Genomic DNA, 19,822 nt, shown 5'->3' on the forward strand with positions numbered 1-19,822 from the left:
CCGGAGCGAGGCACCGCAGTGCTCATCGCGAAGGGAATGCCCATGAGTGCTGTCGTCTTTGCCGCCCCGGGCAACCGCCGCCGCGTGCCGGCCACCACGGTGGTACTGCACACCCTGCTGATCGTGGGCGGCCTGGCCATGGTCTTCCCCTTCATCTGGATGATCCTGACCAGCCTGAAGACGCTGCCCCAGCTTCTCTCCGAACCGCTCAGCCTGCTACCGGACCCGCTCACCGGCGAGAACTACCCGGAAGCGCTCAGCGCGATGCCGTTCGGCCGGGCCTACCTGAACTCGGTGTACATCGCAGGTCTGATCATCGCCGGCACCCTGGTGACCGCCTCGATGGCCGGGTACGCCTTCGCACGCATCCCGTTCCGCGGCTCCAAGGCCCTCTTCATCGGCTTCCTCGCCACCCAGATGATCCCCAAGCAGGTCACCCTGGTGCCGTTCTACCTGCTGATGTCGAGACTTGGCTGGGTGGACTCGCACCTCGCGCTGATCGTGCCGGCGATGCTGGCGAACCCGTTCGCGGTGTTCCTGATGCGTCAGTTCGTGCTCAGCTTGCCGAAGGAGCTGGACGAGGCTGCCACCTGTGACGGTGCCGGCCCGGTCCGCACCTTCTTCGCGGTAGTGCTGCCGAACCTGCGGCCCGGGCTGAGTGCGCTCGCGATCATCGTGGCGCTGGACACCTGGAACAACTTCCTGTTCCCGCTGGTGCTGCTGAACTCCACCGAGCTGTTCACTGTGCCGCTGCTACTGGCCGGGTTCGAGGGTCAGCACGGCGGGGTGAACTACGGCCTGGTGATGGCGGCGAGCGCGGTCTCCACGGTTCCGGTGCTGATCCTGTTCGTGATCGCGCAGAAGCGGATCCTGAACTCGATGGCCACGTCTGGGCTGGGTGGGCGTTGATGGATGGCCTCGACCTGGACGCGGTCCCGCTCTCCCTGCCCGGCTCCCGGTTGTTCCTCACCGCTGAGGCCGAGGGTGTGGTGCTCCACAGCGCCGAGTATGAACGCTCCCGTACCGAGATCCGGCTCCTCGAGGCCGTGACGGTACTGGCTCCCGACGGCGTCGCCCGCCCGCTCAATCAGATCGAGCCGGGGGTGCTGGGCTGGGGGGCTGTCACGCTCACCTTCGCCGGGGAACGCACTCTTTCCGTGGGCACGTCTGACCGCGCGGGGGTGCGTCTGCGCGCCCGCATCCCGTCCCGGATGGGCCTGGTGGTGCAGGAGCGGCACGACGGCGTTCTGATCAGCACCGACTTGCGCGTCGCCTCGCGGGTATGGGTCCGTGGGGCGCGTCTGGACGGCGCTACCGGTGACCTGCTAGCCGACGGTCCGGTCACCATTCACCTGGACGAGGCGGCACCGGCACCGGCACCCGCGTCGGCGTCCTCCCCGCGGCCGGATCCAGCCGCGCACCAGCGTCACCTTGCCACCACCCGAGCCACCTGGGCCGAGTGGTTGGCCCGCTGCCCCCGGGTGCGCGAGGATCTGGCCCCGATGGCCGCCCTGTGCTGGTACGTGCTAGGCGCGAACACGGTGCGGCTCGGCGCCGATGGCGGGGGAGGGCTGGGTGTGGTGCCTGCGCTGCGCGGTTACGCCGGCGTCTGGCAGTGGGACGCCTACTTCATCGCCAGCGGCCTGCGGCACGGCGCCGCGGCGCTCGCGGCCGAGCAGCTCGACCTGATGCTGGGCACGGCGCGCCCGGACGGCCAGCTCGTGGACGTGGTCCACGACGACGGCGTGCTCGCCTCCTCCGACGATCTCCCGCCCGGAGACCTGGAGAACCTGCGCCGGCTCGCCTCCCCGGCGGCTGACCCGAACGACCCGGTCGCACTGACCAAACCGCCGCTGGCCGCGTGGGCGCTGGCCCGGCTCGCTGACGGTCCGCACCCGCCCGAGCCCGCCTGGCTGGACCGTCAGATGGAGCGGGTTCTCGCCTCCCAGCGCTGGTGGTTCGCCACGCAGGACACCGACGGTGACGGTCTGCCCGAATACACGCACCCGTACTCCTCCGGGCTGGACGACTCGCCCGTCTTCGACGCGGCGGTACCGCTGACGTCCCCGGATCTGGCCGCCTATCTGGTGGTGCAGGACCAGCTGCTCGCCGACTGGGCCCGGCGGACGGGGCGCACCGAGGTCGAGACCGAGTGCCAGGCCCGGCGCACCGCCACCCGGGCGGCACTGCTCGGACTGTGGGACGGGACCCGGTTCCGTGCCCGCGGCCACCACGGCACAGTCGGCACCGAGACCATCCTCGAGCTGCTGCCCCTGTTCATCGGTGACCTGCCTGCGGACCTGACGGACGCCGTCGTGGGCCGCCTGGGCGACCACTTCGCCACCCCGGTGGGCGTACCCACAGTGGCCACGGACGATCCGGACTTCGACCCGGACCAGATGTGGCGCGGGCCCAGCTGGGTGAGCACGAGCACGTTGCTCGCGCTTGGGCTGCAGGCCAGCGGCCGCCCGGATGAGGCCCGGCGCGTTGCCGAGGCGACTGTGGCGATGGTGGTCGGTGCCGGCGGGCCGCACGAGTACGTCAACCCCGTCACGGGTGACAAGCCACCGCGTGCGGTCACCGCGTTCTCCTGGTCGGCCGCACTGTATGTGGACCTGGCGGTGGCGCTCACTGAGGGCTCGTTGTGAGTCCTCAGTCGGCGGCCGGCTCGGCCACCTCGAGCAGCCGCTGCGTGCCGCCCGCCCAGTTCTTCGCGAGCGCCTCCTTCGCGCCTTCGACGTCTCCTTCGGCCAGGCAGGTAGCGATGGCGGCGTGCTCCTCGGCACGGCGAGCGATGAGCTGCTCGTCGTTGACGAGCAGGGCCTCGTACCGGTGCATCGTGGCCCGGACGTTCTCGATCACGACCAGCAGCCGCTGGTTCGGGCAGACCGAGAGCATATGCCGGTGCCAGGAGTCGTCTCGCTGGTTCAAGATGGCGTGCTGCACGGTCTCCTCGGCGAAATCGTCGGACATCGCCTGCAACTCGGCCCCGATCCGGCGCAGGTCGTCGATGTCGCTGAGATCGAGGGCCAGGCCCTCCAGGGTGGAGAGCACGGGTGCCAGCTCGACCAGTTCGGTCGCACTCAGCGGCAGGAACCGGAAGCCCCGGCCGGACTCGCTGGCGATCTGCCCTTCGCCCTCGAGGGCGATGAGGGCTTCACGCAGCGGGGTGCGGGAGACTCCGAGCTCGGCCGCGAGCTGGACCTCATTGATCTGCTCGCCCGGCTTCACCGAGCCCGTGCGCATGCGATGCAGGATCTCCTCACGGACCTGGGCGCGCAGCGCGGAGCGCTTGATGACCATGCTGTCCTCCTGTGGTGGTGCCGGCTGGAGTGCCGACCGGCGACCGGCGAGCATCCTGCGCCTCATCCTAGGAGCGGGACGGTTCACATGTCGCTTCGTCGTGTAATGTATACAAAATACAGTGGACGTGACAATCGATGGACGCCGCCGTCCGAGGGAAGTGATGACTAGTGACCACATCGTTCGTGCACCCCTACCTACCGAACAGCGCCCCCGAGGTGCGGGCCGAGATGCTCGCCGCCGTGGGCGCGGAGTCGGTGGAGGAGTTCTACGCCGACATCCCTGCCGCTCTCCGGCTCACCGGTGACCTGGACCTGCCCGAGCCTTTGGTGGCCGAGGCAGACCTGAGCCGGCACGTGCGGGGCATCCTCGGTAAGAACCGCACCCGGCTGTCCTTCCTCGGCGCGGGCACGTACCACCACCACGTGCCCGCCGTTGTGGACGAGGTGATCGGCCGCAGTGAGTTCCTCACCGCCTACGCCGGTGAGCCGTACGAGGACCACGGCCGCTTCCAGGCGCTCTTCGAGTACGCCTCGCTCCTGGCCGAGCTGCTCGAGGTGGAGGTGGTGAACGTGCCCACCTACGACAGCCTGCAGGCGACGGCCACCGCCCTGTCCATGGCCGTGCGCGCCACCGGACGCACCCGCATCCTGGTCGTCTCCGACGTCCGCGCGGACGTGTTGAGCAAGGTGGAGGACTTCATCCGCCCGTATGCGACCCTCGAGCACGTGCCCACCGTGGATGGCATCGCCGACGTCGGTGCGGTCACGGCCAGGCTCGGCGACGATGTGGCCGCCGTCTGGGTGAGCACCCCCTCGGCCACCGGTGCGGTGGAGACCGCCATGACGCAGCTCGCGGAGGCGACCCACGCCGTCGGTGGTCTGCTGGTGGCCCAGACCGACCCGATCGGGCTCGGGGTGCTCGCTCCGCCGGCCGCTCAGGGCGCGGACATCACCTGCGGTGACATCCAGTCCCTCGGCATTCACGCGTGGTTCGGCGGCGGCCACGCCGGTTTCGTCGGCGTGGCCGACGATCCGCGTCTGGTGATGGAGATGCCGCACCGGTTGTTCGGCCTGGCCTCCACCTCGGTGGAGGGGGAGTACGGCTTCGGCGATGTCGCCTGGGACCGCACGGCCTTCGCCCACCGCGAGGAGGGGAAGGAGTGGGTGGGCACCGCCGCCGCCCTGTGGGGGATCGCCGCCGGGGTGTACCTGGCGCTCATGGGACCGCAGGGGATGGTCGAGCTCGGCGAGACGCTGCTGGCTCGTACCGCCTACGCCCGGAGGGTGCTCACTGCTCTGCCCGGGGTGAGTGAGGCCGACGGCGCCGTGCACCTGCGCGAGTTCGTCCTGCACCTACCCCGCCCGGCCGCCGAGGTGGTCGAGGAGCTGCGCGCGAAGGAGATCGAACCCGGTGTGGTGCTCGGCGAGCGCGAGCTGCTCGTGTGCGTCACCGAGATGACCACGAAGGACCATATCGACCTGCTCGCCCGTGAACTCAGTGCCGTACTCGGTACCGACACCCGTACGCCCGTCCTCGAGGAGGTCGCTCGATGAGCCTGCCGATCGCCACCAAGCCCGCACTACGCCGCTTCCACCAGGCCCGCTGGGACGAACCGATCGTGTTCGAGCTGGACGCCCCGGGCGAGCGCGGTGTGCTGCCGCCTCAGGTCGAGCCGGGTGTGCGGGAGGTGGTCGGTGACGTGCTCGCCGACCTGCCCGGGTCATTGCGCCGCCCCAGCGCTCCGGCGTTGCCCCGGATCGGGCAGGCCCGGGTGCTGCGACACTACCTGCGGCTGTCCCAGGAGAACCTCGGCGCCGACCTGAACGTCGACGTCGGCCAGGGCACGTGCACGATGAAGTACGCCCCGAAGGTGAACGACCAGCTGGTCGCCGACCCTGGTCTGCGGGACGTGCACCCGCTGCAGGGTGAGGAGTCGGTGCAGGGGGCGCTGGAGATCCTGTGGCGCACCGAACAGGCGCTGAAGGCGATCTCCGGGATGGACAGGGTGAGCCTGCACTCCACCGGCGGCTCGAGCGCCATCTGGACGAACGTGGCGATGATCCGCGCCTACCACGCCTCCCGGGGGGAGGCCGAGCAGCGCGATGAGGTGATCACCACGATCTTCTCCCACCCCTCGAACGCCGCCGCGGCCGCCGTGGCCGGCTACAAGGTGATCACCATCCACCCGGACGCGGACGGCTACCCGGATCTGGACGCGCTCAGGGCGGCCCTGTCCGAGCGGACCGCGGCGATCATGGTGACCAACCCGGAGGACACCGGGATCTACAACCCCCGGATCGTCGAATGGGTCGAGGCGGCGCACGCCGTCGGGGCGCTCGCCTCCTACGACCAGGCGAACGCGAACGGCATCCTCGGCATCACCCGCGCCCGGGACGCCGGTTTCGACGTGTGCCACTTCAACCTGCACAAGACCTTCGGCACCCCGCACGGGTCCGGCGGTCCCGGTGCCGGGGCGAACGGGGTGGCCGAGCACATGGCGCCGTTCCTGCCCGGGCCGATGGCCGAGCGCGACGGCGACCGGTTCCGTCTGGCTGCCGGCGGTGAGCTGTCCATCGGTGCGGTCTCGGCGTTCTACGGCGTGATCCCCACCATCGCCAAGGCCTACGCCTGGATCGCCGCCCTCGGCGCGCCCGGACTGCGGGCCGTGGCCGAGACTGCGGTGCTGAACAACAACTACCTGATGAGCAAGATCCTCGCGATCCCCGGTGCCTCCGCCCCGTACGCGACGGGACGGCGCCGGGTGGAGCAGGTGCGCTACTCCTGGCAGGAGCTGTACGAAGACACGGGCATCACCTCCGAGGAGATCGGGGTGCGGGCCGCCGACTACGGCACCCACTACTGGACCAGCCACCACCCGTACGTGGTGCCGCAGCCGTTCACCCTGGAGCCGACCGAGTCCTACTCCAGGGCCGAGCTGGACGAGTACGCTGCCATCCTCGCCCAGGTGGCCCACGAAGCCCGGACGGACCCGGAGATGGTGCGTACCGCACCGCACAACCAGACCGTGCACCACACCCACCACGACGATCTGGACGACCCGGAGCGGTGGGCGGTCACCTGGCGCGGCTACCTGTGCAAGTACCCCGACGCCCCCCAGCACCGCCGACCGTGATCAACGCTGCCGCACCTCGGCTGGGGTTGGTGGTCAACCCGGTCGCCGGCCTCGGCGGACCGGCCGGGTTGAAGGGCAGCGACGGCGCCGCGATCCAGGCCGCTGCCCGAGCCGCTGGGGTGCTGGCGCGGGCGGGCGAGCGAGCCCGACAGGCGCTGGCCTCCCTCCCGGACGGGACGCCGGTGCTCACCGGGCCCGGCGACCTGGGCGAGGACATGACGCGCGAGGCCGGGATGGTGCCAGTCCCGGTCGACCTCCCGGACCGGACCGGGACCGGCGCAGACACCCGGGTAGTCACCGCGGCCCTGGTGGCGGCCGGTGCGGAGCTGGTGCTCTTCGCCGGTGGCGACGGGACCGCCCGGGACGTGGCTGCCGGGCTGACCGTCTCGGGATCGAGAATCCCGGTGCTCGGGGTGCCAGCCGGGGTGAAGATGTACTCGGCGTGCTTCGCGGTCTCCCCGCAGGCCGCCGGGGCGCTCGCGGCCGAGCTACTCGCGGGCTCGGCCACCGTGGTCGAGGCCGAGGTGCTTGATGTGGACGAGGAGCAGGTGCGCACCGGCCGGGTGGACCCCCGCCTGTTCGCCCTGGTCCGCACGCCCGCCCACCCCCAGCGCTCGCAGGGACGGAAGGTGGCCACCCCCACTGGGGACGGTGCCGCCGTGGCAGGCGTGGCGGCCGGCCTGGCCGAGCAGCTCCGCCCCGGGGTCACCTACCTCGTCGGCCCCGGCGGCACCACCGCCGCCCTGCTGCGCCGCCTCGGCCTGGCCGGCACCCCGCTGGGCGTGGACGTGCTCCGCGACGGTGAGCTGCTCGCCACGGACATGGACGAGACCAGGGCGCTGGCCGCCGTCGGGGCATCGCATGACGGAAACTGCGGGAGAGGTGACGATGCCTGCCCAGGCGCGGGAGTTGTCGTCGGGGTGGTGGGCGGACAGGGGTTCCTGTTCGGCCGCGGCAACCAGCAGCTCTCCGCGCGCGTCCTGACGGCGGCGCTCGGCGGTGAACTCGCCCGGGACCGGCTGCTCGTTGGCGCCACCGAGCGCAAGCTCACCGAGTTCGGCGGCCGGCCGCTCCTGATTGACACCGGTGAACCGGGCGTAGATCGCGCCCTCGCCGGCATGCTCCGGGTGACCACCGGGCCCGGACGCACCAGCATGTACCCAGCAACCGCAGCGAACGGAGTATGACCATGAATGACCTCACCGGCAAGACTGCCATCGTCACCGGGGGAGCCGGCGGGATCGGCTCGGCCACCGCGCGCGCGTTCGCCGCGGCGGGTGCGCAGGTGGCCGTGGTGGACCTGGACGGCGAGGCCGCTCAGGCCGTGGCCGAGGCGATCACTGCCGCCGGCGGTCGCGCCCTCGCGATCGAGGCTGACGTCTCCGACGAGGCCGCCGTGACTGCCCTGGTGGACCGGGTGCAGTCCGAGTTCGGCGGGATCGACGTGCTGTTCAACAACGCCGGCATCATCCGGCGCACCACCGCCACCGAACTGGACGCCGACACCTGGGATCTGGTGATGGCGGTCAACGTGCGCTCGATCTTCCTGCTGTGCAAGTACGTGGTGCCGGTGATGGCCGCGGCCGGCGGTGGGTCGATCGTCAACACCGGCTCCGGCTGGGGTCTCAAGGGCGGCGGCCGGGCGCTCTCCTACTGCGCGTCGAAGGGGGCGGTGGTGAACATGACCCGGGCGCTCGCGATCGACCACGGCCCGCAAGGGATCCGGGTGAACTCCATCAACCCCGGCGACGTCGACACCGGGATGCTGCCCGACGAGGCCCGCCAGCTCGGCCAGGACCCCGCCGAGTTCCTCGCCGAGTCCGTGGACCGGCCGCTGGGCCGGATGGGCCAGCCCGAGGAGATCGCCGCAGCCGTGGTGTGGCTGGCCAGTGACGCCGCCTCCTATGTGACCGGTGCGGCGCTCGTGGCCGACGGGGGCGGGATCGCCTGAGCCTCAGACTGTCCGCTGCCGAGTTCGCGAGGGCGGCCTGGATGTCGAATCCGTGCCTGTTGACGACACTCATGCCGCGCTCGCGTAGTCTCCGCCCGGCAGTCGCATCTGCTCGGCATCCGACGTTAGGTTGAGGCGTATGACTATCGCCCTGCATTCACGCCTCAAGGACGGCCACGAAGAAGCCTACGAGCGCGATCACCAGCGGATCCCGGAGGATCTCGCGGCCGAGTTCGCTCGGCTGGGCATCCACGAGTGGCGGATCTGGCGTAGCGGCCGGGACCTGTTCCACCTGGTCGAGTGCGACGACTTCGAGGCGGCGATGATCGCCCTGGAGACCAGCCCGGCGAACGCGCGATGGCAGGAGTTCATCAACCAGCACCTGGAGGGGTTCGCAACCTTCACCGACGGTCCCGCCGGTACCGCCGTGCCGCAGGTATGGACGCTGAGTGGGCAGATCAGCACCAGCTGAGGTGCAACCGCCTCGGCTGTGTGGTCGCACGTGCCAGCTTCGAGCCGAGGGTCCCTGGTAGAGAGCGGGCGTCGCGCCGGTGCGCTCGGCGGTTCAGAACAGGGCGAGCACCTCGCTCCGGTCGACCGCGGCGAGTGAGTCGTGCCGCCACCGCGGTGCATGATCACGATCCACGAGGACCGCTCGCACCCCTTCGATGAAGTCCTGGGCGGCGGCACCGTTCATGAAGGCCGTTCCGAGCCGGAGATCCTGCGCCAGAATGTCCGCCACGGTCGCGAGCTGGGCCGCGCGCCTGATCGCTGCCAACGTCACGGCCACGGAGAACGGGCACCGTGAGCGCAGCGTGGCGGCGGCCCGCTGTGCCTCGGGCTCCGGCCGGGCGCTCAGGCGCGCTTCGATCACAGCCGCGTCATCGCCCGCGAAGCACGCGTCGATCCACGGTCGCTGGGCTGCGAGGTCGCTGTGCGGCTCTGGCCGTGACTGTCCGATCGGCGCTGACAGTGGCGTACCCGAGGCCCAGTGCGTGCACAGATCCTCCCAGGTGCCGGTCTCGATCATCGCGTCGGCCAGCCCGACGGCGATCGCGTCCGATCCGGTGACGCTCACCCCGGTCAGGGCGAGGTAGGCGCCCAGCTCACCAGGGGCCCGGGACAGCGGGAAGAGCGCCCCGACGTCGGGGAAGAACCCGATCCCCGTCTCCGGCATCGCCACCTGCGTGCGTGGCGTGACCAGACGGAGAGTGGCGTGCCCGGCGAGACCGACTCCCCCGCCCATCGTCACACCGTCCATGAACGCCACCACTGGGAGCTCGGCCTCGGCGATCAGCCGGTCCAGGGTGTACTCGACTCGCCAGAACTCCACCGCCCGATCGGCGCCTGCTGCCTGCTCGGCATCGCCGTGCGGACGGCCGGCCAGCAGCCAGTCACGGATGGCGCGCACGTCACCCCCGGCGCACAGGCCGCGCTCCCCGGCGCCATCCAGCGCGACGGCCTGCACTGATCCTTCCTCGGCCCAGCGGCGCAGCTGCGTCGTCATGGCCGTCACCATCTCGAGAGTGAGGGCGTTGATCGCTCGCGGCCGGTTCAGCCGGATCCGGCCGAGCGAGCCCTGCCGGGCGACCAGTATGTGCTCGCCCGCCGGGGCCCAGGTGAGGTCGCGGTCCGCGGCGCCGGCGTTGCTGACGGCCATACCGTGCTCCTTCCCGCGCGGAATCCGACGTCGATCTGGCGGTTCGGATGACCGCATCACCACCGTATCGACGTGTGATTCCAGAACACCAGGAATTGCACGTCGATCTGGCGGTTGCGCCGGGTTGGCTCAACGACCAGATCGACGATTGATTTCGGGAGGGGGCTGCGCGCCATGGACCTGTGATCTCAGTCGGTGATACGCGGTGGAGACAGAGAACGAGACCGGTAGCATCGAATGCACACCATCCAGAGCGGCTGAGAGTCCTGGCTCGACGACGCCGCAGCAACCCCTCAACGGAAGCCTCCCGCGGGGAAGGGTGCTACAGCCAGGTTCGATGGAGTTATCGATGCAGGCACAGTGTTTCCCACCCGCAGTCCGACAGCCGCGCCCGTTCGGCGGTGGTCGCTCATGACCACCGCCACCCTCTACCGCAGCCCCCGCCAGGCGCCGGCCGTCTCGTTTGAGCTCTATCCGCCGCGTACCGCGCGCGGGGAGGAGACGGTCGGCCGGACGATCGGCGCGCTCGCCGGTCAGGTACCGGACTACTTCTCGATCACCTACGGCGCCTCCGGTTCCACCCGGGCCACGTCGCGGGACCTGATCTGCCGGATCCTCGCCGATACCCGCGTCACGCCGCTGGCGCACCTGACGTGTGTGGGGGCCGGTGCCACGGACCTCTCGGACTATGTCGCCACACTGCTGGAAGCGGGGGTGCGGGACTTCCTCGCGCTCCGGGGCGACCCGCCCGCGGGCGAGCCTGACTGGCAGCCGCACCCGCAGGGCCTGACGCGCGCCAGCGAGCTGGTCCACCTGCTGCGTCAGACCGCCCGCGAGCACCTCGGGGACGAAGGTGACGAGGTCAGCATCAGTGTGGCCACCTACCCCGGTGGCGCCTACACCGACGATGGCAGCCCGACGATCGCCCAGGACGACGTCGCGGCGCTGCTCGAGAAGCAGGCTGCCGGTGCGGACTTCGCGATCACCCAGCTCTTCTACGACGCGCGCCACTACTCCGAGCTGGTGCGCCAGGCCCGCGCCGCCGGGGTGCACATCCCGATCGTGCCCGGCGTGCTCCCGCTCACTGACCCGAACCGGCTCCGCCGGATGGTCGAGCTGACCGGTGTGCCCGTGCCACCCGACCTGCTCGACCACCTCGACTCAGCCGCCGACAAGGACGAGGCCTACCAGCGCGGTCTCGTCGCCAGCGTCCGCCTGGTGCGCGAGGTGCTCGAGACCGGCGCGCCAGGCATCCACTTCTACACCTTCAACTCCTCGCGAGCGGTGCTCGACCTGCTGCGCGAGTCCGGTCTGCGCTGAGAACCCTCTGACCGCTCGGCTCCACGGCCGATTGGCGATCCGTCACACCCACACCCCACCCACGCCCGACCGCGAACGCTGAGTTGCTCGGTGTTCAAGGCCCGGAAGCCGACCAACTCAGCGTTCGGCCCCGGGATGTCCAACCCCACTGGAGGATTCATGTCCCAGCCCACCCACCCCGCGCTCCCCGCCAGCACGATCCTCGGCTACCCACGCATCGGCCCCCGCCGTGAGCTGAAGCGGGCCCTGGAGTCGTTCTGGTCCGGGACCACCACCGAGGCGGACCTCTCCGAGGCTGGCGCCAGGCTACGCACTCGCACCCGCACCCACCTGACCGACCTCGGCCTCGACCCGCAGACCGCGGCGATTCCCTCCGACTTCAGCTACTACGACCAGGTGCTCAGCACCGCCGTCGCCGTCGGCGCGATCCCTGAGCGGTTCGGCATCGATGCCTCGGCCCCCATCAGCCTCGCCGACTACTCCCGGCTCGCCCGCGGCGACGCCGAGACCGCGCCGCTGGAGCTGACCAAGTGGTTCGACACGAACTACCACTACCTGGTACCGGAGATCGGTCCCGACACCCCGCTGCAGTACGTGCCCGGCTCGGGGCCGGTGGCGGAGTTCATCGAGGCCAAGGAGGCTGGTGCGCATACCCGGCCGGTCGTCGTCGGACCGGTCACCCTGCTTGCCCTGGCCAAGGGAACCGATCCGCTCGCCCGGCTGGACGAGCTGGTCTCCGTCTACCAGAAATTGCTCGTCGAATTGGCTGCTGCGGGCGCCACCTGGGTGCAGTTCGACGAACCCGCCCTGGTCAGTGACAACGGCACCGTCCCCGCCGCGCAGCTGAACGACGCCGCCGACCGCGCCTACCGCACCCTCGCCGCCACCGCCGACCGCCCCGGGATCCTCGTCGCTGCACCCTACGGCGACCTACGCGAACGCTTTGCCACCCTCGCCGGCACCGGCGTGGAGGCGATCGCCCTCGACCTGGTCAAGGGAGAGATTCCCGACGACGGCGCCCTCGCCCACGCGCGCGGCCTCACCCTGGTCGCGGGGCTGGTGGACGGCCACAACGTCTGGCGCACTGACCTTCACGCTGCCGCCGAGCGTCTGCAGCGTCTGCGTGCCGCTCACGATGGGCCGGTCAGCGTGGCGACGTCTACCTCACTGCTGCACGTGCCGCACACGGTGGCCGACGAGACCGAACTGCCCGAGCGACTGCGTTCCTGGCTGGCGTTCGCCGACGAGAAGATCGGCGAGGTGCTCGCCCTGGCGGCAGGAGCGGACGACGCGGCCGAGGCGTTCGCGGCGTCCCGCTCGGTGCGCGAGGATCGTGCCGGTGCACCGGGCGTGCGCCGCGAGGAAGTCCGACGGCGTACCGGCGCCCTGACGGCGGCCGACACTGAGCGCGCGGACGCCTCCGCCCGGGCAGCAGCCCAGCAGGAGCGGCTGAACCTGCCCCCACTGCCGACCACCACCATCGGGTCATTCCCGCAGACCGGCGATCTGCGCCGGGCCCGGGCCCAGCGCCGCAAGGGCGAGATCACCGACGAGCAGTACGCCGAGGTGATCCGCGATGAGATCGCTCGGGTGATCGAGCTGCAGACCGAGCTCGGTCTCGACGTGCTCGTGCACGGCGAGCCGGAGCGTAACGACATGGTGCAGTATTTCGCCGAGTTGCTCGACGGGTTCGCCGTCACGCAGCACGGGTGGGTCCAGTCCTACGGGTCGCGGTGCACACGCCCGTCGATCCTGTGGGGCGACGTCTCCCGCCCGGCGCCGATGACGGTGGAGTGGACCCGGTACGCCGCCTCGCTCACTGACAAGCCGGTCAAGGGCATGCTCACTGGCCCGGTGACGATCCTGGCCTGGTCGTTCGTGCGTGACGATCTGCCGCTGGGGGAGGTGGCCGACCAGGTGGCGCTCGCCCTGCGGGACGAGGTCGCCGACCTAGAGGATGCCGGCATCGGCGTGATCCAGGTGGACGAACCGGCCCTGCGGGAGCTGCTGCCGCTGCGCGCCGAGGACCACCAGGCATACCTGGACTGGTCGGTGCGGTCCTTCCGGCTGGCCACCTCCGGTGCTGCTACGCACACCCAGGTGCACACGCACCTGTGCTACTCCGAGTTCGGCGAGGTGATCGATGCGATCGACGGCCTCGGGGCCGATGTCACCTCGCTCGAAGCAGCACGCTCGGCGATGGAGGTCGTGCCCGAACTGGCGCGGGCCGGCTTCTCCCGCGGCATCGGCCCGGGTGTGTGGGACATCCACTCCCCGCGCGTACCGAGCACCGAGGAGATCGTCGACCTGCTGGGCCGGGCCCTGGCCGCGGTGCCGGCGCAGCAGCTTTGGGTGAACCCGGACTGCGGGCTGAAGACCCGCGGGTACGACGAGACCACGGCGTCGCTGCGGAACCTGGTGGCGGCCACGGCCGAGACACGCACGGGCCTGTAGTCGCAATTCCCCACGGCCGAACGCTGACCTATTCGGCGTTTCGTGCTCGGACGCCGAGCAACTCAGCGTTCGGCCGTGGGATGGGTGGGTGTGGGGAGTAGGTGGGTGTGGGAGAAGACGGGACCTAATGGGTGGGGCGTGGCACCACGCCGCTAGGGTGGTGCGCACACCGAACGCAGCTGGGAGGACGCATGAACGGCAAGATCGCTTTCGTCATCGGCGCCGGTATCGGCTACGTACTCGGCACCCGTGCCGGTCGTGAGCAGTACGAGCGGATCAAGGGTGCCACCCAGTCCGTGTGGCAGAACCCGAAGCTGCAGGAGCAGGTCAGCGCTGCCGAGGAGCGCGTCGGGTCGGTGATGCGTGAGCAGGGTGCGCAGATGACCGACAAGGCGGCTCAGGTGGTCAAGGACCGGATCGCTGGATTCACCGGTGCCGGCTCTGGCGCAGCCGGCGAGGGGAGCACCGCTGCCGCCGGGGATGTGACTCCCGGTTCGACGGAGACCGAGGCAGGTTCCGACGACCGCGGCTGACGCGACGGTGCCGCCCGCGGCTGAGCGCGACACCCCGGCGGTCACCTGCGCAGTCGGTCGAGGCTGATCTCCGTCGCGCTCAGCGGTGCCGTGGCCGCCGCTCCCGGGCGTCCTCGCACAGCCGCAAGAAGGCCGCCACCGCAGCGAGATCCGTGGCGTCGGAGGGAATGCGGCGCGTGAGTGCGGCCGAGCGGATCATGATGGTGGCCCACCGGGACGCACTGATTGCCGCGCCCCAGCGCTCAGCCGAGAGCAGCTCCGCCAGGTGGCCCCGCACGTCCTGTTGAGTGGAGGCGGCCAGCGAGCAGATCACGACGGCGGCCCCTGCCTTCCCCAGTTCGTCCACCGTTCCGACACGCACGTCAGCAAGGTCCGTCCCACCCTCGCCCAGGTCGCTGGCGATCTGTTCGGCCTGCTCGGCCGACGCTGTCAGCACTAGGATGTCCGATCCGGCGGGTGAGCGGCTCCCGGCCTCAGTGGTGAGGGTCCGGCCGACGAGGGACTCCACTTGCGCCACCACCTCGGCCGACTCCGGCGCCGACCGGACACTGCTGCCACGGTGAGTGAGCGTCACCTGGTGCAGGCCTGGAGCGAGGCCATCGAGGCTGTGGATCGGCGAAGTTCCGGCACCCACCATCGCCTGGGGTGAAGGCGCCACGTCAGCAGGAGCGCCTCCCGCTCTGGCGGCAGGACGGTCCGTTCCTGCGGACTCACCCTCAGCTTCCATCGGAGCCCCCGCCACGCCCATCGGAGCACCTACCGCCTCACCCGGACCGAGTGCCTTCCGCTGAGCAAGCAACCAGTCCCGCAGCCGGAACGTCGACAGGCAGTCGTACCGGTTGTAGTCAGCCAGCTCGTCCAGCCGCTCGGCGAACCCCCGCTCGTCGCCGGCATCCCGGAGGGCGCACGCCGCCTCGTAGGCGAGCACCGAGTCGGCGCCAGTGGTGACGCCGTCGTCGTCGCGGAACATGTCGCCCATGTAGAGCGGTTCGAGCTTCTTCAGCGAGTACGAGGACTGCGAGACCCGCACCGACGCCTTCACCGTCCGGTACAGATCGACGAACACACCCCCGTCGAGCAGCTCGTTCACCTCCGCCACACCGACGTCGTGCCGCCGGGCCAGGGCCCGCAGCGTGAACTGCTCATACCCGGCGTAGTGGTACACGTGCATCCCCGGGAATCGTTCGCGGCGCTCGCGCAGATAGGCGAGGAACTCCTCCAGCGCCCGCCCCTCAGCGGCCCGATCATGCGCCCAGAACGTCACATATGACCCATCGGTCTCCATCAGGCCGAACAGGTACTCCAAACCCCAGACACTCCGATCCGCGTCCACCCACAGCGGGTCGCCCTCGAAATCGAAGAACACGTCCCCCGGGTCTGGTGCTGGTAGCGCGTCCAGACCGGCCCGGTCGCGCACCTCGCTGAACACCATCGATTCGCCGGAGACCGACGCCTCCTCCTGCCGGCGCTGGAGCCGCGCCTGTGCGCGCAGTCCCTCCCAGGTGCGTGCATCGAACCCTTCCGGGGCACGGTCGGCGAGGGCCACGTCCTCGACCGTTCTCATTCCGGCCGAACGCAACTGATCGCGATGCCGCGTGCGCACCCCCCAGATCATCCGCACGTCCCGGGTGCGATCGATCTCGGCCTTGCAGTGGTCGCACCACAGGCAGGCGGTGTACCAGTCCTCACCCCAGCGCACCGGGTCACCGGCGGCGTGGTGCCGGTCGAGCAGGTGCTGTGCGTGCCGGCGCAACTCGCGATAGACGGCCACACTCGCCGCCGTCTCATGCTCGGTCTGCGAACCGTCGCCGAGGAGAAGGCGCAGACTCTCTGCGACCGGAATCTGCAGGCGCTGCAGCTGATCGGCGTAGGCAGCCAGCTGCAGGACGGCCTTCGGCTTCGCCGAGCGCGCGAGCTTGGTGTCCACGACGGCGTAGCGCGCCACCGCGTCGACCTCTCCTTCGCGCACCAGGAAGTCGGCACGGCCGTGGAAGCGGCCGTCGAAGAATCCGCCCTGGTAGATCACGTCCGCCCCGGCGTGCATCGCGGCGACGGTCGCGTCCTGCTGACGAGCGAGAGCCGCTGGAGAGAAGTCCAGGTCGACGGTGCCATCAGAACCAGGCACACGTTGGTCGCTGATCTCGACGACCCCCGCACCGAACTGCTCCCGGTACCCGGCCAGCACCGCCGCCTCGTGCTCACGCCCCAGGCGAGCCGCCCGATCACGGAGAGGGTCCGCGCTCTCGAGCCTGGGCACCTTCCCCAGCCGCTCGTCGAGGCGGCGCAGCAGCTGGAACTCGCACTCGTGGGCGATCGCGAGGTCGGTGGCGCTGTAGACGAGCCTTTCGCCGGTCAGGAACACGCGCGTCCCTCCTCTCCTGCCTGGCACCGAAGACCCGGTGCCGGTCCGAGGAGGCTACCGGTGAGGGCCGACGTCGCGGACGATCAGTGACAGTCGCGTTCCCTCGTTCGGCACAGCACAGCTCTCGGACGCCTGTGAACACCGCCATCGACGCCCACGTTCGAGAGCACTCGCTCGATGTCCACTCCAGCCGCTTCCTTCCGGCGACGTGACACGGATCACCGCGTGTGCCGGCTGTATCGCGTCATGGCGGAGGAGCTATCGCGATCGATCTCAGTAGTCGTCCCGCGTCGGGAGTGCGGCCGCCTCGGCGGATCGAATCGCACTCGTTGAACCGTGCCGGGTCGTCCATGCCGGACTGGTTGTGGCGCGGCTGACCCCGCACCTGAGTAGTCATCATCGAAGGACAGGAGATCTGTGATGGGAACGATCGGTAGATCCGCGAAGCGGTACCGCTGGCGGCGGAGTCTGGCGCCGGTTGGCATCGCCGCCGTGGCGATCGGGGCGCTTGCTGGAGGTGTCACACCGGCGGCTGCCGCGCCGACGACGTTCAACCCGTTTGACGGCAACAGTGGGTTCACCATCGTCTCGCACGGTGACATTCACCTGGACAACAGCGAGATCGAAGGATCGGTCGCGGCGTTCGGGACCGTATCGTCCGGAAACCCGAACGGGTATCCGGTCGTTCACACGGTCGCCGGGGAGGCCGACTACACGGTCCCGGCCGTCGATGGCACGCCAGTTCGGATCCTTGCGAACGAGTTCGTGGGCGAGGGCGCGTTCGATGTCTCGAATCGCGACGACTCGGGAACCATCGCGACCGACTCCGCTGAAGCGAACGCGCTGGTCAAGTTGGTCACCGTCGACGGTCTCACCGGATCAGCACGGAGCGGCGGGACGGGCAATGCTGCGGGCGGAGACTTCCTGAGAGTGACCAACGCTGAGGGCGCAGTGATCGATCTCAAGACCGCTCCGTTCAGCGATACTGAGGTGGCTGACCTCCAGGCTGTTGAATCGTCGATCGCGGACTATCTCCCTGGTCTGGACACCCATATCGAGCAGACGAACCAGTGCTTGGAACTGATGTACTCGCCAGAACTCGGGCTCAGCAACGAGGTCACTGTCACGGACGAGGGTGGCCTGGTCTACGTCGAGGACTTCGCGGACGATCGCCCGAACGTCATCGACTACGACGCCATCGCGGGCAAAACCGTCAAGCTCGACCGTGCCGATGGGTTCCGGCCGACGGCGAACGCCCCGCTCGTGATCCGAGTTCCCGCCGGGACGACAGAACTCACCCAGCTCCGCTTCGAAGGGTGGTCGGCACAAGCCGGCGCCGAGCAGGACCTGGCCCGGTTCATCATGCTGGATCTCGCTGAGGTCTCCGGTGACGTGGCTGTGAACGGGCACGATCTCGGAGCCATCTGGGCGCCGAACGCCGACCTGAACTTCGACTCCGGAATCACCACGAACGGGCAGTGGTTCGCGCAGAACATCACGACCGCTGGAGGCGGCGAGATCCACCACCACAGCTTCGCCGGAAATCTCCCGTGCGGCGAGATCGCAGCGATGCCCGTGATCGGCACCACGGTGTCGGTGGCCGGTTCGGATGTGAAGGTACTGCCGTTGACCGGTGGGTCGGTGGTGGACACGGTGGCGTTTGAGGGTTTGACGCCGGGTGTGGAGTACGACCTGCAGGGTTCGGTTCGTACGCCTGGTGATGGTGCGGACACGGGGATCTCGGCGTTTGCGTCGTTCGTTCCGGAGGCTGCTCAGGGTTCGGTCGATGTGACATTCGAGATCACTGGTGAGCAGGTGGCCGAGTATGCGGGACAGTCGTTGGTGGTGTTCGAGTTCCTGAGCGTGGGTGGGGAGCTGGTCGCCGAGCACGCTGATCCCGATGACGAGGCGCAGACCTTCACGGTGGCAGAGGGTGACCCGGGGGAGGGACCGACGCCCTCGGAGGAACCCACGGTGTCGGAGGACCCCGCACCCTCGCAGGAGCCGACGCGCTCTGAAGACCCCGCGCCGTCGCAGGAGCCCACGCCATCCACGGGTACAGACGACGAACTTGCCCGCACTGGAGCCGGAACGTGGATGCCCCTCGTGGCCGGAACCGTCGTCCTGCTCTCGCTCGGCGGAGCACTGCTCCTCGTTCGGCGGGTGTACAGCTCCTAGGGAACACCGGGCCACGGGTGGTACTCAGCGATTGCGCGGTGCTGGTGGGTCTGATGGAACACGCCGTCAGACCCACCAGTCCGGAGATGCCGGCGGCAGCCTGTGGCTGGCGGGTCTGTGCGCTGGCCCCATCGGGCGCCCATGGCGCCACGGTGTGACCGGCCCGGCCGGGGTGCGCTGCTGCGGCAGCCGGACAGTCCTTGCCGAGCACGTCCTGTAACGCAGCGAGCTCGGTCGCCGAGACACCCAACCCGTAGGCATCCTTGACCAGGATCTGCTGCACCACGTAGGCGCAACGGAACCCGCGGTTGGGCGGTAGCCAGCCCGCGGCGTCGGCGGCGCCTTTGGCCCGGTTCGCTGCACCGTCCACGGGGATGAGGTTAGCCGGATCGTTGGCGAATGCCAGCGCGTGCCCTGGCGGCCAGTGGGAGGCTCCCTTCCGCCACGCATCCGCGAGCGCGACCACGTGGTCGATCTGGACTGCCGCGCTGGTCGACGGACCGCGTCGGAAGTCGATGACATGCCCGGTGTACGGATCGTGGAGGCGCCCGGATTCCACGGCGCAGTTCACGGCGGGATCGCGCACCTGATCGGTCAGCCACCTCCCCAGCACGTCGTTGCGGGTGTCGCAGCCGTTGCCGTCCACATCGGCCCACGGGTCGCCGAAGAACTCCCGTTCGTAGTCGCTCAGGGGCAACGGCTCCACCACCGTCAGGCCGGGTAGAGCCGCGCGAGCAGATTCCAGTGCCGCCGTGGGAACCGGCGTGGGCGCCGGTGAGGCCACCTGCACCCACCACCGGGGGACCACCCAACCGGCCGCAACGAGAAGGAGCGTCACCATGACCACGGTGACGCTCCGCCGTCGGGACCCTGCCATGGGCGACAGAGTGGACTATCGGCACGCGCCCTGCAGGCCCGGGAGGGC

At 69.9% G+C, this 19,822-nt stretch carries 13 protein-coding genes, 2 pseudogenes and 1 riboswitch; of the genes and pseudogenes, 11 read left to right on the top strand and 4 right to left on the bottom strand.

Annotated features, from left to right (window positions below; genetic code table 11):
* The first annotated feature begins 42 nt into the window (after positions 1-42).
* Both FV560_RS16305 and FV560_RS16310 read left to right on the top strand, forming a co-directional pair.
* The gene (locus tag FV560_RS16305; RefSeq protein WP_159622624.1) at positions 43-909 is read left to right on the top strand and encodes a carbohydrate ABC transporter permease; all 867 of its coding nucleotides are present in this window, start codon (positions 43-45) and stop codon (positions 907-909) included.
* Positions 909-2,648 carry an MGH1-like glycoside hydrolase domain-containing protein gene (locus FV560_RS16310; protein WP_159622625.1) on the top strand — a complete coding sequence of 580 codons (1,740 nt, stop codon included), beginning with the start codon at positions 909-911 and terminating at the stop codon, positions 2,646-2,648. Before FV560_RS16305 ends, FV560_RS16310 begins: the two co-directional genes overlap by 1 nt.
* 4 nt (positions 2,649-2,652) lie before the next feature.
* Here FV560_RS16310 and FV560_RS16315 read toward each other — a convergent pair whose 3' ends face one another.
* Positions 2,653-3,303: a GntR family transcriptional regulator gene (locus FV560_RS16315; protein ID WP_159622626.1), complete on the bottom strand. Its 651-nt coding sequence runs from the start codon at positions 3,301-3,303 to the stop codon at positions 2,653-2,655.
* A gap of 170 nt (positions 3,304-3,473) precedes the next feature.
* On the opposite strand from FV560_RS16315, the gene gcvPA reads away from it, so the two are divergent.
* The 5 genes and pseudogenes from gcvPA (at position 3,474) to FV560_RS16340 (ending at position 8,862) form a co-directional block, all read left to right on the top strand.
* Complete coding sequence (gene gcvPA, locus FV560_RS16320; protein ID WP_159622627.1) at positions 3,474-4,859, top strand: aminomethyl-transferring glycine dehydrogenase subunit GcvPA; 1,386 nt, start codon at positions 3,474-3,476, stop codon at positions 4,857-4,859.
* A complete protein-coding gene (gene gcvPB / locus FV560_RS16325; protein ID WP_159622628.1) occupies positions 4,856-6,439 on the top strand; it encodes an aminomethyl-transferring glycine dehydrogenase subunit GcvPB in 1,584 nt (527 codons plus the stop codon). Before gcvPA ends, gcvPB begins: the two co-directional genes overlap by 4 nt.
* Before the next feature lie 29 nt (positions 6,440-6,468).
* Complete coding sequence (locus tag FV560_RS16330) at positions 6,469-7,626, top strand: ATP-NAD kinase family protein (RefSeq protein WP_235020183.1); 1,158 nt, start codon at positions 6,469-6,471, stop codon at positions 7,624-7,626.
* Positions 7,611-8,390 (top strand): annotated as a pseudogene (locus FV560_RS16335) (SDR family NAD(P)-dependent oxidoreductase); the annotation flags it as partial. The gene FV560_RS16330 and the pseudogene FV560_RS16335, both read left to right, overlap by 16 nt.
* A 139-nt stretch (positions 8,391-8,529) precedes the next feature.
* Entirely contained in the window at positions 8,530-8,862 is a 333-nt protein-coding gene (locus tag FV560_RS16340; protein WP_159622631.1) for an L-rhamnose mutarotase, read from the top strand.
* A 93-nt stretch (positions 8,863-8,955) separates the two neighbouring features.
* Here the strand turns inward: FV560_RS16340 and FV560_RS16345 are convergent, their stop codons facing one another.
* Positions 8,956-10,050 carry an enoyl-CoA hydratase/isomerase family protein gene (locus FV560_RS16345; RefSeq protein ID WP_159622632.1) on the bottom strand — a complete coding sequence of 365 codons (1,095 nt, stop codon included), beginning with the start codon at positions 10,048-10,050 and terminating at the stop codon, positions 8,956-8,958.
* Positions 10,051-10,291: 241 nt separating this feature from the next.
* Positions 10,292-10,394, top strand: a riboswitch (SAM riboswitch).
* Between the two features lie 67 nt (positions 10,395-10,461).
* Between FV560_RS16345 and FV560_RS16350 the strand changes: the two genes are divergently transcribed.
* From FV560_RS16350 to FV560_RS20420, 3 genes are all read left to right on the top strand, one after another.
* Positions 10,462-11,370, top strand: coding sequence for a methylenetetrahydrofolate reductase (locus FV560_RS16350; protein ID WP_159622633.1), 909 nt, complete (start codon positions 10,462-10,464; stop codon positions 11,368-11,370).
* A gap of 159 nt (positions 11,371-11,529) precedes the next feature.
* On the top strand, positions 11,530-13,824 hold the full coding sequence (gene metE, locus FV560_RS16355; RefSeq protein WP_159622634.1) for a 5-methyltetrahydropteroyltriglutamate--homocysteine S-methyltransferase: 2,295 nt from the start codon (positions 11,530-11,532) through the stop codon (positions 13,822-13,824).
* A gap of 191 nt (positions 13,825-14,015) precedes the next feature.
* The gene (locus tag FV560_RS20420) at positions 14,016-14,357 is read left to right on the top strand and encodes a YtxH domain-containing protein (protein ID WP_159622635.1); all 342 of its coding nucleotides are present in this window, start codon (positions 14,016-14,018) and stop codon (positions 14,355-14,357) included.
* 79 nt (positions 14,358-14,436) lie between these two features.
* On the opposite strand, the gene FV560_RS16365 is transcribed toward FV560_RS20420, so the two are convergent.
* Complete coding sequence (locus FV560_RS16365; protein ID WP_159622636.1) at positions 14,437-16,719, bottom strand: TM0106 family RecB-like putative nuclease; 2,283 nt, start codon at positions 16,717-16,719, stop codon at positions 14,437-14,439.
* Positions 16,720-17,139: 420 nt separating this feature from the next.
* Here FV560_RS16365 and FV560_RS16370 point away from each other — a divergent pair, with 420 nt between their 5' ends.
* The gene (locus FV560_RS16370) at positions 17,140-18,897 is read left to right on the top strand and encodes a collagen-binding domain-containing protein (RefSeq protein WP_159622637.1); all 1,758 of its coding nucleotides are present in this window, start codon (positions 17,140-17,142) and stop codon (positions 18,895-18,897) included.
* A gap of 253 nt (positions 18,898-19,150) precedes the next feature.
* On the opposite strand, the pseudogene FV560_RS20695 reads toward FV560_RS16370, so the two are convergent.
* A pseudogene (locus FV560_RS20695) lies at positions 19,151-19,774 on the bottom strand (HNH endonuclease family protein); the annotation flags it as partial.
* Between the last annotated feature and the right edge of the window lie 48 nt (positions 19,775-19,822).

Source organism: Ruania rhizosphaerae (genome assembly GCF_009805705.1).
In the GTDB taxonomy this organism is placed as follows: Bacteria; Actinomycetota; Actinomycetes; order Actinomycetales; family Beutenbergiaceae; genus Ruania; species Ruania rhizosphaerae.

What these genes read in the sequence shown, in the direction of transcription:
- FV560_RS16305 (WP_159622624.1), top strand. Translation starts at nt 43, where the DNA reads ATGAGTGCTGTCGTCTTTGCCGCCCCGGGCAACCGCCGCCGCGTGCCG.
- FV560_RS16310 (WP_159622625.1), top strand. Translation starts at nt 909, where the DNA reads ATGGATGGCCTCGACCTGGACGCGGTCCCGCTCTCCCTGCCCGGCTCC.
- FV560_RS16315 (WP_159622626.1), bottom strand. Translation starts at nt 3,303, where the DNA reads ATGGTCATCAAGCGCTCCGCGCTGCGCGCCCAGGTCCGTGAGGAGATC.
- gcvPB (WP_159622628.1), top strand. Translation starts at nt 4,856, where the DNA reads ATGAGCCTGCCGATCGCCACCAAGCCCGCACTACGCCGCTTCCACCAG.
- FV560_RS16340 (WP_159622631.1), top strand. Translation starts at nt 8,530, where the DNA reads ATGACTATCGCCCTGCATTCACGCCTCAAGGACGGCCACGAAGAAGCC.
- FV560_RS16345 (WP_159622632.1), bottom strand. Translation starts at nt 10,050, where the DNA reads ATGGCCGTCAGCAACGCCGGCGCCGCGGACCGCGACCTCACCTGGGCC.
- FV560_RS16350 (WP_159622633.1), top strand. Translation starts at nt 10,462, where the DNA reads ATGACCACCGCCACCCTCTACCGCAGCCCCCGCCAGGCGCCGGCCGTC.
- metE (WP_159622634.1), top strand. Translation starts at nt 11,530, where the DNA reads ATGTCCCAGCCCACCCACCCCGCGCTCCCCGCCAGCACGATCCTCGGC.
- FV560_RS20420 (WP_159622635.1), top strand. Translation starts at nt 14,016, where the DNA reads ATGAACGGCAAGATCGCTTTCGTCATCGGCGCCGGTATCGGCTACGTA.
- FV560_RS16370 (WP_159622637.1), top strand. Translation starts at nt 17,140, where the DNA reads ATGGGAACGATCGGTAGATCCGCGAAGCGGTACCGCTGGCGGCGGAGT.